The organism is Nitrospirillum amazonense (genome assembly GCF_029594735.1).
In the GTDB taxonomy this organism is placed as follows: domain Bacteria; phylum Pseudomonadota; class Alphaproteobacteria; order Azospirillales; family Azospirillaceae; genus Nitrospirillum; species Nitrospirillum amazonense.
Map to the genome: position 1 here is coordinate 391,945 of NZ_JARPAF010000002.1, position 14,788 is coordinate 406,732.

16 protein-coding genes are annotated in these 14,788 nt (G+C 68.9%); 7 read left to right on the plus strand and 9 right to left on the minus strand.

Annotation, left to right across the window (positions count from 1 at the left end; translation table 11 throughout):
* Positions 1–11: 11 nt before the first annotated feature.
* From P5F91_RS07870 to P5F91_RS07880, 3 genes are all read right to left on the minus strand, one after another.
* On the minus strand, positions 12–227 hold the full coding sequence (locus P5F91_RS07870; protein ID WP_145610777.1) for a hypothetical protein: 216 nt from the start codon (positions 225–227) through the stop codon (positions 12–14).
* Between the two features lie 163 nt (positions 228–390).
* A complete protein-coding gene (ppa, locus tag P5F91_RS07875) occupies positions 391–924 on the minus strand; it encodes an inorganic diphosphatase (RefSeq protein ID WP_004271346.1) in 534 nt (177 codons plus the stop codon).
* A 192-nt stretch (positions 925–1,116) separates the two neighbouring features.
* Positions 1,117–2,097, minus strand: coding sequence for an adenosine kinase (locus P5F91_RS07880; protein ID WP_277906950.1), 981 nt, complete (start codon positions 2,095–2,097; stop codon positions 1,117–1,119).
* A 94-nt stretch (positions 2,098–2,191) separates the two neighbouring features.
* Here P5F91_RS07880 and P5F91_RS07885 point away from each other — a divergent pair, with 94 nt between their 5' ends.
* Together P5F91_RS07885 and P5F91_RS07890 are read left to right on the plus strand one after the other, a co-directional pair.
* Positions 2,192–2,896 carry an EI24 domain-containing protein gene (locus P5F91_RS07885; RefSeq protein WP_145610775.1) on the plus strand — a complete coding sequence of 235 codons (705 nt, stop codon included), beginning with the start codon at positions 2,192–2,194 and terminating at the stop codon, positions 2,894–2,896.
* Positions 2,897–2,977: 81 nt separating this feature from the next.
* Positions 2,978–3,817, plus strand: coding sequence for a bactofilin family protein (locus P5F91_RS07890; protein WP_277906951.1), 840 nt, complete (start codon positions 2,978–2,980; stop codon positions 3,815–3,817).
* 70 nt (positions 3,818–3,887) lie between these two features.
* Here P5F91_RS07890 and nth read toward each other — a convergent pair whose 3' ends face one another.
* Together nth and P5F91_RS07900 are read right to left on the minus strand one after the other, a co-directional pair.
* Positions 3,888–4,529, minus strand: coding sequence for an endonuclease III (gene nth / locus P5F91_RS07895; RefSeq protein ID WP_145610774.1), 642 nt, complete (start codon positions 4,527–4,529; stop codon positions 3,888–3,890).
* A gap of 167 nt (positions 4,530–4,696) precedes the next feature.
* Entirely contained in the window at positions 4,697–5,608 is a 912-nt protein-coding gene (locus P5F91_RS07900) for a LysR family transcriptional regulator (protein ID WP_277906952.1), read from the minus strand.
* 136 nt (positions 5,609–5,744) lie between these two features.
* Between P5F91_RS07900 and P5F91_RS07905 the strand changes: the two genes are divergently transcribed.
* Positions 5,745–6,509: an SDR family oxidoreductase gene (locus tag P5F91_RS07905; RefSeq protein ID WP_145610772.1), complete on the plus strand. Its 765-nt coding sequence runs from the start codon at positions 5,745–5,747 to the stop codon at positions 6,507–6,509.
* Positions 6,510–6,605: 96 nt separating this feature from the next.
* Positions 6,606–7,097, plus strand: coding sequence for a DUF2244 domain-containing protein (locus P5F91_RS07910; RefSeq protein WP_145610771.1), 492 nt, complete (start codon positions 6,606–6,608; stop codon positions 7,095–7,097).
* Between the two features lie 133 nt (positions 7,098–7,230).
* Here the strand turns inward: P5F91_RS07910 and P5F91_RS07915 are convergent, their stop codons facing one another.
* From P5F91_RS07915 to P5F91_RS07930, 4 genes are all read right to left on the minus strand, one after another.
* On the minus strand, positions 7,231–9,681 hold the full coding sequence (locus tag P5F91_RS07915) for a patatin-like protein (RefSeq protein WP_145610770.1): 2,451 nt from the start codon (positions 9,679–9,681) through the stop codon (positions 7,231–7,233).
* Positions 9,682–9,783: 102 nt separating this feature from the next.
* Positions 9,784–10,728 (minus strand): DMT family transporter, encoded by a 945-nt coding sequence (locus P5F91_RS07920; protein WP_277906953.1) that lies wholly within the window; start codon positions 10,726–10,728, stop codon positions 9,784–9,786.
* Positions 10,728–11,528: a 4-hydroxy-tetrahydrodipicolinate reductase gene (gene dapB / locus P5F91_RS07925; RefSeq protein ID WP_277906954.1), complete on the minus strand. Its 801-nt coding sequence runs from the start codon at positions 11,526–11,528 to the stop codon at positions 10,728–10,730. Before dapB ends, P5F91_RS07920 begins: the two co-directional genes overlap by 1 nt.
* A gap of 49 nt (positions 11,529–11,577) precedes the next feature.
* A complete protein-coding gene (locus P5F91_RS07930) occupies positions 11,578–12,540 on the minus strand; it encodes a zinc ABC transporter substrate-binding protein (RefSeq protein ID WP_277906955.1) in 963 nt (320 codons plus the stop codon).
* A gap of 167 nt (positions 12,541–12,707) precedes the next feature.
* On the opposite strand from P5F91_RS07930, the gene P5F91_RS07935 reads away from it, so the two are divergent.
* From P5F91_RS07935 to P5F91_RS07945, 3 genes are all read left to right on the plus strand, one after another.
* Positions 12,708–13,538, plus strand: a complete 831-nt coding sequence (locus P5F91_RS07935) for an ATP-binding cassette domain-containing protein (RefSeq protein WP_277906956.1) — start codon at positions 12,708–12,710, stop codon at positions 13,536–13,538.
* Entirely contained in the window at positions 13,531–14,322 is a 792-nt protein-coding gene (gene znuB, locus P5F91_RS07940) for a zinc ABC transporter permease subunit ZnuB (RefSeq protein WP_088870477.1), read from the plus strand. The genes P5F91_RS07935 and znuB overlap by 8 nt, the downstream gene beginning before the upstream one ends.
* A gap of 153 nt (positions 14,323–14,475) precedes the next feature.
* The gene (locus tag P5F91_RS07945) at positions 14,476–14,772 is read left to right on the plus strand and encodes a hypothetical protein (RefSeq protein WP_145610766.1); all 297 of its coding nucleotides are present in this window, start codon (positions 14,476–14,478) and stop codon (positions 14,770–14,772) included.
* Positions 14,773–14,788: the final 16 nt, after the last annotated feature.

A 14,788-nucleotide genomic window follows, 5' to 3' on the forward strand; every position in this document is an offset into this window, starting at 1 on the left:
AGGCTGCGGCCTTAGCGGCGTTTCAGCGGCTTTTGTGGCGGTTGAATATCCAGGTCTTCACCTTGGACGAGACGGTCAAGCCAAGCATCCACTTCATCATCCTCGATAAAGCGACCGGTGGCCATATCCTCGAGACCTTCGCGCAGCAGCTCAGCCTCATGCGCGAACTGGCGCTGCGTCGCGCCAGCTTGTGATGTCCGCGATGCCGCTGCCTTGCTGCCAGCCATGGTCATCTCCTTACCGGACTCATATGGCATGTCTTTCCTTGGATACTACCCCAGTGCATGTCCTCGTGACGAGGTTGCGAATGAGCGCACCAGAATCAGCTGAGCCGTCGGAATTGCTTCCGGCGGCTCAGCAAAAACACGATCGAAGATCGACGTGGAACGCTTACTTCTGGGCGTTGTAGCGCTCCATGGCGTCGCTGATCATCTTGGCGGCCTCGTCGGCGTCGCCCCAGCGGACGATGCGCACCCACTTGCCCTTCTCCAGGTCCTTGTAGTGCTCGAAGAAGTGGGCGATCTGCTCCACCAGGATCTCCGGCAGGTCCTTGTAGCTGCTCACGTTGGTGTAGAAGCTGTGCAGCTTGTCCACCGGCACGGCCAGGATCTTCTCATCCATGCCGGCCTCGTCCTCCATCAGCAGCACGCCGATGGGGCGCGAGCGCAGCACCACGCCCGGGACCACCGGAGTGTTGCTGACCACCAGCACGTCGGCCGGGTCGCCGTCGCCCGACAGGGTGTGGGGCACGAAGCCGTAGTTGGCCGGGTAGTACATGGCGGTGTGCAGGAAGCGGTCGACGTAGATGGCGCCCGAGTCCTTGTCCACCTCGTACTTCACCGGCTGACCGCCCTGCGGGATCTCGATGACGACGTTGATGTCCCACGGGGCGTTCTTGCCGACCGGGATCTTGCTCATGTCCATGGAAGTTGCCTTTGCGTCACGACAAACGGTTGAACCGTGATGATGGGTTCGGGGCCCGAAGGGGTGCCCGGCGCGGCGCAGTCTATGCGAGTGCACCTGCGAAAAAAAGCGGGCAAAGGATAGCGGCGCCGGATGGGCGCCCATGCGGGAACGCCCATCCGGCGCCGCCATTCCCTTGGAAAGTGGGGGCGCCTAGATGCCAACCACCAGCTGGCGCAGGTCGGCCTGCGAGCGCGCGCCGTAGTGGCTGATGATCTCGGCCGCGCAAATGGCGCCCATGGCGCCACAGGCGGCCATGTCGCGGCCCCGGGTGTAGCCGTAGAGGAAGCCCGAGGCGAACAGGTCGCCCGCGCCGGTGGTATCCACGACCTTGGCCACCGGGGCGGCCGGCACGGTCACGACGTCATTCGGCGTGACGATGACGGCGCCCTTCTCGCTGCGGGTCAGCGCCGCCACGGCCACCTGGCCGCGCACCGCCTGCACCGCCTGGTCGAAGTCGGTGCCGTAAAGCGCGGTGATTTCCGCCTCATTGGCGAACAGCACATCGACATGGCCGGCCACCAGGTCGCGGAAGCTGTCCAGGTGGCGGTTCACGCAGAAGGCGTCGGACAGGGACAGCGACACCTTGCGGCCGGCACCATGGGCGGCCGACGCCGCCTTCAGGAAGGCCTCCTTGGCGGCCGGCGGATCCCAGAGGTAGCCTTCCATGTAGGTGACCTGGGCCGAGGCGATCAACGCCTCGTCGATGTCGGCCGGGGTCAGGCGCACGGCGGCGCCCAGGTAGGTGTTCATGGTGCGCGCGGCGTCCGGCGTCACCAGGATCAGGCAGCGGCCGGTGGGCGTGCCGTCGGCCAAGTCGGTGGTGACGAAGCGCGAGCCCACCGCCTCGATGTCATGGCGGTAGACCTGGCCCAGCTGGTCGCCCGCCACCTTGCCGATGAAGGCGCCCTTGCCGCCCAGCATGGCGATGCCGGCCATGGTGTTGCCGGCGGAACCGCCCGACATCTCCATGCCCTGGCCCATCTTGGCGTACAGCGCCTCGGCTTCGGCCGTGTCGATCAGGCGCATGCTGTTCTTGTCCAGGCGGTTGTCCGCCAGGAAAACGTCGGTCGTCTGCGTGATCACGTCGACGATCGCGTTGCCGATCCCAACCACATCCAATTCAGCCGTCACTTAAAATCCTCCGGATCGGCAAAAACTTGGGGCCGCAGTATAGAGATAGGGCCGCTTGCGGCAAGCGCGGGGGCATACTACCTAGGATGCTGAGATGATCCGCGCCCTGTTCCGCACCCTTGCCCAGGCCTTCGATCCCGCCCTGCTGCGGGTGATGGCGCGTTCTTTTATCCTGACGCTGCTGTCCTTCATCGTGCTGGGGGTCGCCGTCTCTTGGGGGCTGGACCGCCTGCATCCCACGGGCAAGGCCTGGCTGGATCCCCTGATCACGGTGGCGGGCGCCCTCGGTGTCGTGGCGCTGGCCTGGTACTTCTTCCTGGTTGTGGTGGCGGCCATCGCCGGCATGCTGCTGGAACCCGTGGCCCGCGCTGTAGAGCGTCGGTGGTACCCCACCCTGCCGCCGCCGCGCGACGCCGGTGTGGTGGAAGAGGCCGCCATCGCGCTGCGGTTCACAGCCCTGCTGATCATCGTCAACGTCGCCGTGCTGCCCCTGTGGCTTTTGCCGCCGGTGGGTGCCGTGGCCTATCCGTTGGCCAACGGTTTCTTGCTGGGACGCCAGTATTTCGACCAAGTGGCGGTGCGCCGCATGCCCTCCGACCAGGTGCGCCTACTCCGTCTGCGCTATAGGGGGCGAATTTTTTGCGCGGGCCTCATTATTGCCTTTATTTCCTTGCTGCCTGTTGTGAATCTGTTCGCGCCGGTTCTGGCGACGGCCTTCATGCTCCACCTGTTCGGCGGGTTCCTGCCCACAGGCGGAACGCGAAGTCCGCTGCCGGTCGCACCCCGGGCGAACTCATAAAAAGAACGACCTTCAACGACCGGTCCAGGCCCCGAACGGGCCAGGCTGGCCGCGCGACACGAAGATTTGGGGACAACGCCGATGTTCCGACGTAACCGACCGAACCTGGGCCCCGCTGGCGGCGACCCGGCCAAGCCGGCCGACCTTCGCACGCCTGTTCCGGTGGCTGAGCCCACGCCCCCGGCCTCCCCGGCCGTGGAACCCGTTTCCGAACCGGAGCCCTCGTCCAATCTGGCCGCGGCCAGCAGGGGGCCCTCAGACAAGGGGATCGATATGCAGTTCAAGACGCCGACGCCCGGCCCCACACCGACGCCGGGTCAGCCTTCGCTTGGCCTGGGGAACAGCGGCCTTGGGGGTGGCGGCGGTCTGGGCGCCGGCGCCACGCCGGTGCCGGCCACGCCCGCGACCCCGGCACCGGCCGGCGCGGCCACCGGTGGTTTTCGTAGTGACATTCCCCGTCGTGTCGTGGAAATTCCCGGCACGCCGCCCCGGCGCGTCGCCCCCACCGGTACTGAAGGAAATGCCCCCTTGCCTACCAACGACATGCGCAAACTGATCGTCGGCCGTGAGATTTCCCTGTCCGGTGAAATCGCCGCCTGCGACATCCTGGTGGTGGAAGGCACGGTGGAGGCCAAGCTGCGCGAGGGCCGCGCCATCGAGGTGACCGACAGCGGCCTGTTCAAGGGCTCGGTCGAGATCGACGAGGCCGACATCGGCGGTCGTTTCGAAGGCGATATCTCCGTGCGCGGCACCCTGCGCGTCCGCTCCACCGGCCGCATCCAGGGCAACATCCGCTACGGCGTGCTGGAAGTGGAACAGGGTGGCCTGCTGATCGGCACCATCGAGACGCTGACCGGCGAATCCCGCGCCCGACCGGTAAAGGAAGTCGAGGCCGTGGTGGCTACGGGCACTGAAGAGTAAGCCTCGCCGCCACCTGGTTTTTTACGGGCCAGTCCTTTACGGGACTGGCCCATTTCATTTCCGGAACGACTTAGGCTGTCAGCGCCGTCTTGGCCTCATAGGCGCACAGATCGATGACGCTGCACACGGCGCAATCCGGCTTGCGCGCCTTGCAGATATAGCGGCCGTGCAGGATCAGCCAGTGGTGGGCATGCAGGCGGTAGGCCTTGGGCACCACCTTCACCAGCTTCTCCTCCACCGCCTCCACCGTCTTGCCCGGCGCCAGGCCGGTGCGGTTGGACACGCGGAAGATATGGGTGTCGACGGCGATGGTCGGCTCCCCGAAGGCCACGTTCAGCACCACGTTGGCCGTCTTGCGGCCCACGCCCGGCAGTTCCTCCAGATCCTCACGCTTGCGCGGCACCAGGCCGCCGTGTTTCTCCAGCAGGATTTCCGACAGGCGGATGACGTTGGCGGCCTTGGTCTTGTACAGGCCGATGGTCTTCACATGGTCCCGCACCGTGGCCTCCCCCAGCGCCACCATGGCCGCCGGGTTGTCGGCGATCTTGAACAGCGCCTTGGTCGCCTTGTTCACGCCGACGTCCGTGGCCTGGGCCGAGAGCACCACCGCCACCAGCAGGGTGTAGGGGTTCACATACTCCAGTTCTGTCTTCGGCTCCGGATCCCGCTCCGCCAGCCTGCGGAAAAATTCCTGGATGTTCGCGCGTTTCATGTTCGGGGCCTCAAGCGCCGGCGGGGCATGCGCCCCTTGGCTTATCCTCAGTTTCCAGTCCGCTGACGCTCCCCGGAAACTTCCGGCGGCCGCGGTCGCGGCCTGGGGTAGAGGGGTGCACTACGGGGCATGTGGCCGGCAAATCTACGGGTGGCAAGGCGGGCGGATCAAGGGGCGCACTCCCAAGCCGGGGTGCCGTGGAAGGCGTCGGCCAGGAAGTCGATCAAGGCGCGGACCTTGGCGCTGACATGGCGGCGGCTGGGATAGACGGCCAGGATGTCGATGTCGGGGATGCGATGCTCCGGCAGCACCGGCACCAGGCGGCCGGCGCGCAGGTCGTCGCCAATCAGGAAGGTGGGCTGCCAGATGATGCCCTGTCCCGCCAGGGCGGCCGCGTGGGCGGTATCGCCGTTGTTGGTCACCAGGCGGATGGGAATGCGCACGGTGACGGGCTTGCCCTCCGGGTCCAGCAGCACCCAGTCCTCCGGCACGCCGGTGTAGCTGTAGGCGATGCGCACATGGCTGGCCAGGCAGTCCGGCGTCTTTGGCACGCCGTGGCGGGCCAGGTAGTCGGGCGCCGCGCACAGCACGTTGCGTGAGGTGGCCAGCTTGCGCGCGGCGTAAGTGGGCGACCCGCCGCGCGAGATGCGGATGCCCAGGTCGAAGCCCTCCTCCACCATGTCCACCACCCGGTCGGTCAGGGCGATGTCCAGCAGCACGTCGGGATACTGCGCCATGAAGCGGGGCCACAGCGGCGCCAGATGCCGGATGCCGAAGCTCAGCGGCGCGTTCACCCGCAGCCGCCCCCGGGGCTTCAACGTGGTGGCGGATGCCAGCGCCTCCGCCTCCGCCACCTCTTCCAGGATGGTCTGCGCGCGCTCATACAGCGCCTCGCCCGCCTCGGTCAGCGACAACCGGCGCGAGGTGCGGTTCAGCAGCCGGCTGCCCAGGTAGGTCTCCAGTTCGTTGACATAGCGGGTGACGTTGGCGGGGGAGGTGTTCAGGGCGTCCGCCGCCTTGGCGAAGCCACCCCGGGCCACCACGGTGGAAAACACCTCGAATGCGCGCAGCCTGTCCATGGGGCAGCCTTGCCATTATTCAGGAAAGATGAATCATAAGCTCACTTTCGCCCCATCGATGCAAGTGCTGCTGAAAGGTAAATCTTTGTCTGTCAGCGGCGCGGTCGTCGCGCCGACCCAGCATCGGAGAGAGAAAATGGCTCGTTTGCAGAACAAGGTCGCCCTCGTTACCGGCGCCAGCTCAGGCATCGGTCGCGCCACCGCCAAGCTGTTCGCGGCGGAGGGCGCGAAGGTCGTGGTCGGTGCCCGCCGCCAGGCGGAACTGGACAGCCTGGTGGCTGAGATCACCGCCGCCGGCGGCCAGGCCGTGGCGCTGGCCGGCGACGTCCAGCATGAGGATTATAACCAGGCCCTGGTGGCCCTGGCGGTGGAACACTTCGGCCGCCTGGACATCGCCTTCAACAACGCCGGTACCCTGGGTGAGGCTGGCCCCAGCACCGGCGTGAGCGAGGCCGGCTGGGCCAACACCCTGGCCGTGAACCTGACCGGCCCCTTCCTGGGTGCCAAGCACCAGATCGGCCAGATGGTGAAGAACGGCGGCGGTTCGGTGGTCTTCACCTCCACTTTCGTTGGCCACACTTTCGCCTTCCCCGGCCTGGCCGCCTACGCCGCCAGCAAGTCCGGCCTGATCGGCCTGACCCAGGCGCTGGCCGCCGAGTTCGGCCCACAGGGCGTGCGTGTCAACGCCGTGCTCCCGGGTGCGGTGGAGACCGAGATGTACCACGCCGCCAACGACACGGCGGAGAAGCGTGACTGGGTGAACAACGCCCACGCCCTGCGCCGCGCGGGCCAGCCGGAAGAACTGGCCCGCGCCGTCCTCTACCTGGCGTCGGACGACTCGTCCTTCGTCACCGGCACGGCCCAGCTGGTGGACGGCGGTATCTCCATCACCCGTAGCTAAGGCGCGCGCACCCCAGCGCGGACAGCATGACCGGGGCCTGACGCCCCGCACGGGGCGGCCTTTACCAGGTGGTGAGGCCGCCCTACTGTTTTGTCCATGATCCATGACGAAACCACCCTGAGGCAGACCTGGCTCAGCGTCATCCTGCGGCCCCACCGCAGCCTGTCGCCGAAGGGGTTCCGCATCCTCATGGGGCTGGTGGCGGCGGTCAGCTTCGGCGTGGGCCTGGTCTTCTTTCTGCGCGGCGCCTGGCCGGTCATCGGTTTCTGCGGCGTGGATGTGCTGGTGATCTACCTGGCCTTCCGCGCCAGCTACCGCTCCGCCCGGCTGTATGAGCGGGTGGAACTGACCGACCAGGCCCTGACGGTGGAGCGGGTGGAACCCCGCCGCCCCAGCCGCAGCTGGTCCTTCATCCCCTATTGGCTGCGCGTCCATATGGACGATCCCGCCCAACACGACAGCCAGGTGGTGCTGACCAGCCACGGCAGGCGTCTGGTGGTGGGCAGTTTCCTCCCCATGGAGGAACGGGTGCAGGTGGCCAGCGTCCTCAACCAAGCCCTGGCGAAACATCGCCAAGGCTTGGTTTAGCGTCCCTCAGGCGCCGGGCGCCAGCATCCGCTGGCTTGGGCTTATCCTCAGTTTCCAGTCCGCTCCGCTGCCCGGAAACCTCCGGCGGCCGCGGTCGCGGCCTTGTCGCTTCGCTCCTTCGCGGTGGGTGGCCTCACCCTTCCGCCAGCATGGTCTCCAGCCAGCGCAACGCCGGTGACTTGTCACCCAGGCGCTGGCGCTCCGTCCGGGCGATGGCGGCGAACAGGCGGCGCTTCAGGCCGGGACCATCCACGCCCGGCGGGCGGCCGGCGGCGTCCAGGACCAGATCCACCAGCCGGTCGGCGGCATGCAGGCGGCCCATCAGATAATCGCTCTCGCGGTGCACGCGGCTGAAGAAGGCGCCGAAGTGGTTGATCTCCCGCCCTTTCAGGGGAATGGCGCCCCCCATGGCCTGGCAGAAGCGGGCGTCGTCCGGGCTGATGCGGTCCACCCGCACCTCCTCCAAATCGTCCAGCTCGCGCCAGCCGCTGATGGAAAAGGTCAGCACGTCCCAAAAGGCGAAGCCGACATAGGCCACGAACAGCTCCCGCCGTGCCGCCACGCCCAGCATGTTCAGACCCATCAGGGCGAAGATCTCGTCCACCTGCTGGTTGATGGCGTTCAGGTCGATGCGCCGTGCCAGATCCCACATCACCTGGTCCACCGCCGCCACGTCCGGCTGGCGGCCCATGGCCAGGGGCTCGACGAAGGGCACGGCCAAGGCCTCGCGCTCGTCCGCGCTAAGGAAGGCGCCGGACTCGTAGACGCGCAGCCGCTCCAGGCAGTCGTAGAGATTGGCCTTGATCTCATCCAGGTCGCGGGCGGCGACGTCGGTGAACTCGTCTTCCTCCAGCCGGGCATACAGTTCGTTCAGGGCGCGGATGACGAAGCGCAGGCGCCGGCCGCGGAAGCCCACGTCGAAGGCCAGCAGGAAGCGCACCCAGGGTGGCGCGTCGCCACCCGGCAGGCCGTCCTCCCGCCGCTCCAGGCTCCAGGTCGTCACCTGGTCGGGGGTGATGCCGGTGGCCCGCGCCCAGGCGTGCAGCGCCTCGGTGGCCTGGCGGGCGGCGGCCGTGCCCGGCTGGTAGCCGCAGCCCACCGCCACCAGCCGGCCCATGGCGTCCAGGACCGAGGTCAGCTTGAGGCGGACGTAGGCCTCATAGGCGAAGCCCGCCTCCTGGGCCGCGCGGCCGTTGGCGATTTCCCGCCAGTCATGGATTTGGGCATAGGTCAGTTCGGCCGGGGGCTCACCCCCCACCACCTCATGCACCAGCTGGGTGATGCCGGGGCGGGCGGCATCGATGACGGAGCGCAGCTGGCGCACCCGGGCGTTGTTACGGTCGATGGACACCAGCTCGTCGCGCACCGGCTCGTTGCGCGGAATGTCCGACAATGCCCCCTTGAGCGTGCGGAAAAAGCCCGGCGTTTCCGCCTTGGCCACCCGTTTCAGGTGGGCGGGGTCGGGGTCGATGTAGATCAGCCGGCGGTCGACCTCGCGATAGGCCGGGCGGCCGGAGATGGCGCGCAGGGCCTCGGCGAAGGGCTTGTTGTTCAGCACGCTGCCGTCGATGAAGCTGATGCGCCCCGGGTCAACGCCGGCGGCGGTGTAGCGGCGGAAGTTGCGCTTCAGGAAGCGTTCCCGCTCCGGCCAGCCCTGCCCCCGCCGGGCCAGCAGCCCGTCCAGCGCCCGCAGGTGCGCCGGCGTGAAGGCGCCGGGGAAGGAGGAGGTGGCGCGGGCGGCGAACACCAGGCCGGGGATGGCGCCCTCGCCGAAATCCGTGTCCACCCGGCCGCCGGGCCAGCGGCGGTAGTGGAACTTCAAAACGTGGCGATGCTCCCGCTCCTCCACCGAAGGCGGGTCGTGCGCGGGGATGCGCTGCAGGAAGCCGTGGAAGTCGGTGACGGTGACGAACAGGGACAGGGACTGCCCCGCCGGCAGCAGCGAGGCATAGGGGCTGACCGGCCGGCCCATGGCGGCGGCCGCGTCCAGCAGCATCTCCATCAGCCGCATGCCGTCGAAGGGAGGCTTGAACCAGCGCGAGCGCACGAACATGGACAGCTTCCAGCGCATCTCGTCATCCGGCGCCAGCCGCATCAGCCGGCCCAGGCCGTAGGCCAGGAAGGGCTTCAGGAACCACTTGCTCCATTTCGTCGCCCGGCCGTCCTCCACCATCAGGTTGGTGACGTCGGCGCCGTCCAGCCACAGCTCGGTCAGGGCGTCCAGGTCCAGGTCGTGGGCCAGGGCGCGGGCCAGCAGCACGCCGTTGATGCCGCCGGCGGACGATCCGGCGATGACGTCGATGACGATGCGCAGGTCGATATGGGCGCCCACCTCCTGCAGCAGGGCGACGTAGACCTCCTCCGTGTCCGGGGTCTGGGCGCCGCCGTCCAGGCTGGCGCCGCTGCTGTAGCCGATGCGGCGGGCCAGGTCGTCCTGCAATGCCTGGTAGCTGCCGGTGTTGCGCAGCCGGGGATCGTGGGTGCCGTGGAAAACGCGCGAGGCGCGGGCCAGCTTCAGCAGTTCCTTGGTGACGCCGTGCATGTACACGGCCAGCGACACCCCGCCGTAGCAGACGAGGGCCATGCGCAATTCTTTTTCCTTCACGGCATGGCATCCGAGGCGGTGGTTTCTCCCGCCCCGACTGTCGCGCCGCGATCCGGGCCGGTCAATTAAGTCTTTGAGACTTTAAGTTTTTGAGGGTGGTGGACGGCGATTGCGCGCCAGCGTTGTGACCAGCACGCCGCCGCCGATCAGCAGGGTGGCGGCCGTCTCCGCCAGGCTGGGCGCCTCGCCCAGCATCAGGGCGCCCAGGCCCAGCGTGACCACGGGGATCAGGGCCGGCAGGGCGGCGGCCCCGGTGGCGCCCAGCAGGACCACGGCGCGGTTGAAGGCCGCCAGGCCCACCAGGGTGGTGAAGCAGCCCTGGTAGATGGCCTGCAACGCGATGTCGGGCATCGCCGCCTGGCCCACGCCCTTGGGCAACACCAGCAGATAGAGCGGCAGGTACAGCAGGGCCGACCCGGTGGCGACGATGGCGGTGGCATGCAGCGGGCCCACGCCGCTGCGCCTGAGGACGATGACGTAGATGGCCCACACCAGCGCCCCGCCCAGGAACAGGGCATGGCCCAGGGCCGCCCCTTCACCCGACCCGCTGAACAGGCTGGGCCCGCCGATCAAGGCGCTGCCGCCCAGGATCAGGCCCACGCCGGCCCAGCCGATGACCGGCAGGCGCTCGCGCAGGAACAGGGCGCCCAGCAGGGCGGTCATGGCCGCCATGGGGCCGGGGGTCAGGGCCGCCGCGTGCGAGGCCGGGGCGTAGCGGGCGCCGGCCGCCAGCATCAGGGCATAGGGCGCCCCCGACCCCGCCACCAGTAGGACCAGGCCGCCCAGGCCCAGCCGGTCGAAGGCCAGGCCCCGGCGGCGCAGGATGGGGACCATCAGGGCGCCGGCGGTGGCGAAGCGCAGGGCCACTAGGTCGAAGGCGTTCAGGCCGGCCTTCACGCCCATGCGGGTGATGACGAAGGACCCCGCCCACACCGCCACCGCCAGGAGCCCCCACAACGCCCCTCGCAGGCCGGGGTGGGCCCAGCGGCTGGGTGGGGCGGAAAGCTCGGCGGCGGTGTCGGTCATTACAGGCCCAGCACGTCGCGCATGGTGTACAGGCCGGGGGCCTTGCCGCCGGCCCAGATCGCGGCGCGCACCGCACCTCGGGCGAAGATGGCGCGGCTGCCGGCCTTGTGCGTCAGCTCGATACGTTCGCCCTCGGCCGCGAAGATGACGGTGTGGTCGCCCACCACATCGCCGCCGCGCAGGGTGGCGAAGCCGATGTGCCCCGCCTCGCGCGCGCCGGTGTGGCCATCGCGCACCCGGTCGGACACGGCCGCCAGGTCGACGCCGCGACCGGCCGCCGCCGCGCGGCCCAGGCCCAGCGCGGTGCCGGAGGGGGCATCCACCTTGTGGCGGTGATGCATCTCCACGATCTCGATATCCCAGACATCGGGCCCCAGGGTGCGCGCCACGTCCTCCACCAGGGCCAGCAGCAGGTTCACGCCCAGGCTCATGTTGGGCGCCTGCACCAGGGCGGCCGTCTCGGACGCGGTGTCGATGGCGGCCTGCTGGTCCGGCGTCAGGCCGGTGGTGCCCACCACCAGGGCGGTGCCGTGGTGGCCGGCCAGGGCAGCGTGCACGGCCGTGCCGGCGGGGGTGGTGAAGTCGATGACCGCGTCGCTGGCGGCGAACAGGGCGTCCACATCGCTGGTGGAGACGATGCCGGCGGGGTCCAGCCCCGCCAGGGTGCCCAGGTCGCGGCCCAGGTCGAGGTTGCCGGGGCGCATGGTGCCCCCGGACAGCGTGGCGCCGGGGGTGCCCAGCACCTCCCGCATCAGCATGCGGCCCATCCGGCCGCCGCAGCCCACGATCCCGATCCGCATGATGTCATCCCCACTCGCCAGAAATTACGTGGGGCGGTCTTAACACAGCTTACCCGCCCAGGCACCCCGCCAGGGCATGGGCGTTGGCGCGCATCAGGGTGGCGTAGAGGTCCGGCCCGGCGGACAGCAGGGCGCCTTCGGGGTCCAGCACGCCGCGCTTGGCCTGGGTCCCGTCGACCAGGGTGCCGATCAGCGCCGTCTCGAACTGTGGCTCGGCGAAGACGCAGGTGGCGCCGGAGGCCTGGATGCGGGCGCGCAGCTGGCTCAGGCGCGCGGCACCCGGCCGCACCTCCGGGTTCAGGGTGATGGCGCCCACGCCGTCCAGGCGGTAGCGGGCCTCCAGGTAATGGAAGGCGTCGTGGAAGACGACGAAGGGCTTGGCGCTCACGGGCGCCAGGATGGCGCCGATCTCCGCATCCAAGGCATCCAGGCTGCGCAGCAGGGCGGCCAGGTTATCGCGATAGCGGGCGGCGTCGGCCGGGTCGCGCTGGATCAGGGCGTCGGCCATGGCGCGGGCCATCGCCTTGGCGTTGGCGGGATCCAGCCAGGCGTGGCCATCGATCTGGTTGTCGGCGGCCCCACCCACGGCGGCGGGCATCAGGTGGGGGTGGCCATCCTGGTGGGACTCGCCATCCGCCCAGGCGCCAGCGCTGCGCAGGGCCAGGGGGTGCAGGCCCGGCGCCTCGATCAGGGTGACGATGTGGGCGCCCCGGGCCAAGCTGGCCAGCGGCTTCACCAGGAAGGGCTCCAAGGTTGGGCCCATCCAGAACACGATGTCGGCCTGGGACAGGGCGCTGGCGTCCGACGGCTTCAGGCTGAAGCTGTGCGGGCTGGCCGTGCCGTCGACCAACAGCTTGGGTTGGCCGACCCCCTGCATCAACGCCGCCGCCAGGGAATGCACCGGCTTCACGCTCGCCACCACCTTGGGCGCCGTGGGCGCGTCCGCCCGCGACGGGACGGTGAACGCCAGCCACAGCAGGGCGACCAGGGACAGGATGCGGAAGGGGAACATGGAATACCAACCGGGTGATAGGCGCCGGGGACACGAGCGCCCCAACATGCAATGTTATACTATAACATTTGTCAAGTCGGTCCGGATGCCGTAAAGCCGGGGGGCACGCATACCCGTGTCGCAGGCGTCTTGGAACCTGGGACCGGTTCCCCCGCCAGGAAGGGCCCATGCCGTCCGACGCAGAGTTTCCAGAGATGTCGCCCGAGGCGGCGCTTATCAAGACCACCAGCCTGACGGTGCAGTTCGGCCGGCGCACGGTGCTGCAGTCGGTGGATCTAGTAGTGTCGGCTGGCGAGGTCGTGACCCTGGTGGGGCCCAATGGCGCCGGCAAGTCCACCCTGCTGCGCGCTGTGCTGGGGCTGCAGCGGCCCAGCGGCGGCACGGTGTGGCGCAAGCCTGGCCTGCGCATCGGTTATATGCCCCAGCGCCTGGCCGTGGACGCCACCCTGCCCCTGACCGTGCGGCGGCTGCTGGCTCTCTGGGGCCCGGTGACCGACGCGGCGGTGGATGAGACGTTGAGCGAGGTGGGCGCCGCCAGCCTGGCCGACAGCCCGGTGCAGGCCCTGTCGGGCGGGGAGACGCAGCGGGTTATGCTGGCCCGCGCCCTGCTGCGCCGGCCCGACCTGCTGGTGCTGGACGAACCGGCGCAGGCTGTGGACGTGGCCGGCCAGGCCACCCTGTACGCCTTGATCGACGCCATCCGCCGCCGCCACGGCTGTGGCGTGCTGATGGTCAGCCATGATCTAAGCTACGCCATTTCCGGCACCGACCGCCTGATCTGCCTGAACGGCCACGTCTGCTGCGCCGGCCGGCCGGAGGATGTGCGCCGCCATCCCGATTTCCAGGCCCTGTTCGGTATCGATCCGCTGGCCATGCCGGCCTGGCTGTCCGCCGCCGGGCCGCACAGCCATGGCGCCGCCACGCCCGGCTGCCAGCACACGCACGAGCCCGGACCCAAGGACAGGTCCCCCCCCAAGGACCAGCACCCCCATGGATGATTTCCTGTTGCGCGCCCTGGCCGGCGGCGTCGGCGTCGCTTTGGTGGCGGGACCGCTGGGCTGCTTCGTCGTCTGGCGGCGCATGGCCTATTTCGGCGACACCCTGTCCCATGCCGCCCTGCTGGGCATCGCGCTGGGCTTCGTCGCCGGCATCAACCTAATGCTGGCGGTGGCGCTGGTGGGACTGGCGCTGGCCGGCGTGCTGGTGCTGATGCAGCGCCAGCGCAAGCTGGCCACCGATACGCTGCTGGGCCTGCTCAGCCACACCACGCTCAGCCTGGGCCTCATCGCCGTGGCCCTGCTGCAGACGGTGCGGGTGGACCTCATGTCCTATCTGTTCGGCGACATCCTGGCCGTCAGCGGTGGCGACCTGGCCTGGATCTGGGGCGGCGGGGCCGTAGTGCTGGCCCTGCTGGCCTGGCTGTGGCGCCCCTTGCTGGCCATGACGGTGAACGAGGATCTGGCGCGGGTGGAGGGTGTGCCCGTGCTGGCCACGCAGCTGGGCTTCATGATGCTGATGGCCGCCACCATCGCGCTGGCCATGAAGGTGGTGGGCGTGCTGCTGATCACCGCCTTGCTGATCATCCCAGCCGCCTGCGCCCGCCGATTCGCCCGTACGCCGGAAATCATGGCCGGTCTGGCCGCTGCCATCGGCGCGTTGTCGGTCTGCGGCGGCCTGGGCGCCTCCTTCCGCGCCGACCTGCCGGCGGGACCGGCGGTGGTGGTTGCTGCGGCCGCGTTGTTCCTCCTGTCCCAGCTTTTCCCAAGGGGCGGGACCCGTTGAGAAAGTCGCCGGCCACCGCAGGTGGTGCCGTGTTCGCGGTCGCACACCGTTTTAACTAATTTTTAAGCATAATTTTTCTACCCGCGCCGCGTCATTTCGGTCACTATCTAATTAACAGCACGTGAACCGACGCCCACCTGGTGTGTGGCAGACATGACGATGGAGCATGGTTTGGATCGGTTCTCCCCCGCCGGCATGAAGGCCGGTTATGCGCAGGCGTCCGCCGGCTCAATGAGCCAAGGCTTCATCGCCGGGGAACTGCGCCGCGACACCGACCACTCGGCCGCCAGCCGCGTGGCCCGCCTCGCCTGGTTCGAACTGGCCGCCGCCGCCACCCGACGATCCCTGGCCCAGGACTTGGCCGCCGACCTCGGTCTTCCCGATCTGGACAGCGCCGACCTGGACGGCTTTTACCTGGATATGGACGCGCCGCGCACTGCATCCCGGTAAAGGCGTCCCGGTAAGC

Bases quoted from the DNA above. Each gene is read 5' to 3' on its own strand.
- P5F91_RS07910 (WP_145610771.1), top strand. From the start codon at position 6,606: ATGATCCATGACGAAACCACCCTGAGGCAGACCTGGCTCAGCGTCATC.
- P5F91_RS07915 (WP_145610770.1), bottom strand. From the start codon at position 9,681: ATGGCCCTCGTCTGCTACGGCGGGGTGTCGCTGGCCGTGTACATGCAC.
- P5F91_RS07885 (WP_145610775.1), top strand. From the start codon at position 2,192: ATGATCCGCGCCCTGTTCCGCACCCTTGCCCAGGCCTTCGATCCCGCC.
- znuB (WP_088870477.1), top strand. From the start codon at position 13,531: ATGGATGATTTCCTGTTGCGCGCCCTGGCCGGCGGCGTCGGCGTCGCT.
- P5F91_RS07930 (WP_277906955.1), bottom strand. From the start codon at position 12,540: ATGTTCCCCTTCCGCATCCTGTCCCTGGTCGCCCTGCTGTGGCTGGCG.
- dapB (WP_277906954.1), bottom strand. From the start codon at position 11,528: ATGCGGATCGGGATCGTGGGCTGCGGCGGCCGGATGGGCCGCATGCTG.
- P5F91_RS07935 (WP_277906956.1), top strand. From the start codon at position 12,708: ATGCCGTCCGACGCAGAGTTTCCAGAGATGTCGCCCGAGGCGGCGCTT.
- P5F91_RS07890 (WP_277906951.1), top strand. From the start codon at position 2,978: ATGTTCCGACGTAACCGACCGAACCTGGGCCCCGCTGGCGGCGACCCG.
- P5F91_RS07920 (WP_277906953.1), bottom strand. From the start codon at position 10,728: ATGACCGACACCGCCGCCGAGCTTTCCGCCCCACCCAGCCGCTGGGCC.
- P5F91_RS07900 (WP_277906952.1), bottom strand. From the start codon at position 5,608: ATGGACAGGCTGCGCGCATTCGAGGTGTTTTCCACCGTGGTGGCCCGG.
- P5F91_RS07945 (WP_145610766.1), top strand. From the start codon at position 14,476: ATGACGATGGAGCATGGTTTGGATCGGTTCTCCCCCGCCGGCATGAAG.
- nth (WP_145610774.1), bottom strand. From the start codon at position 4,529: ATGAAACGCGCGAACATCCAGGAATTTTTCCGCAGGCTGGCGGAGCGG.
- ppa (WP_004271346.1), bottom strand. From the start codon at position 924: ATGGACATGAGCAAGATCCCGGTCGGCAAGAACGCCCCGTGGGACATC.
- P5F91_RS07905 (WP_145610772.1), top strand. From the start codon at position 5,745: ATGGCTCGTTTGCAGAACAAGGTCGCCCTCGTTACCGGCGCCAGCTCA.
- P5F91_RS07870 (WP_145610777.1), bottom strand. From the start codon at position 227: ATGGCTGGCAGCAAGGCAGCGGCATCGCGGACATCACAAGCTGGCGCG.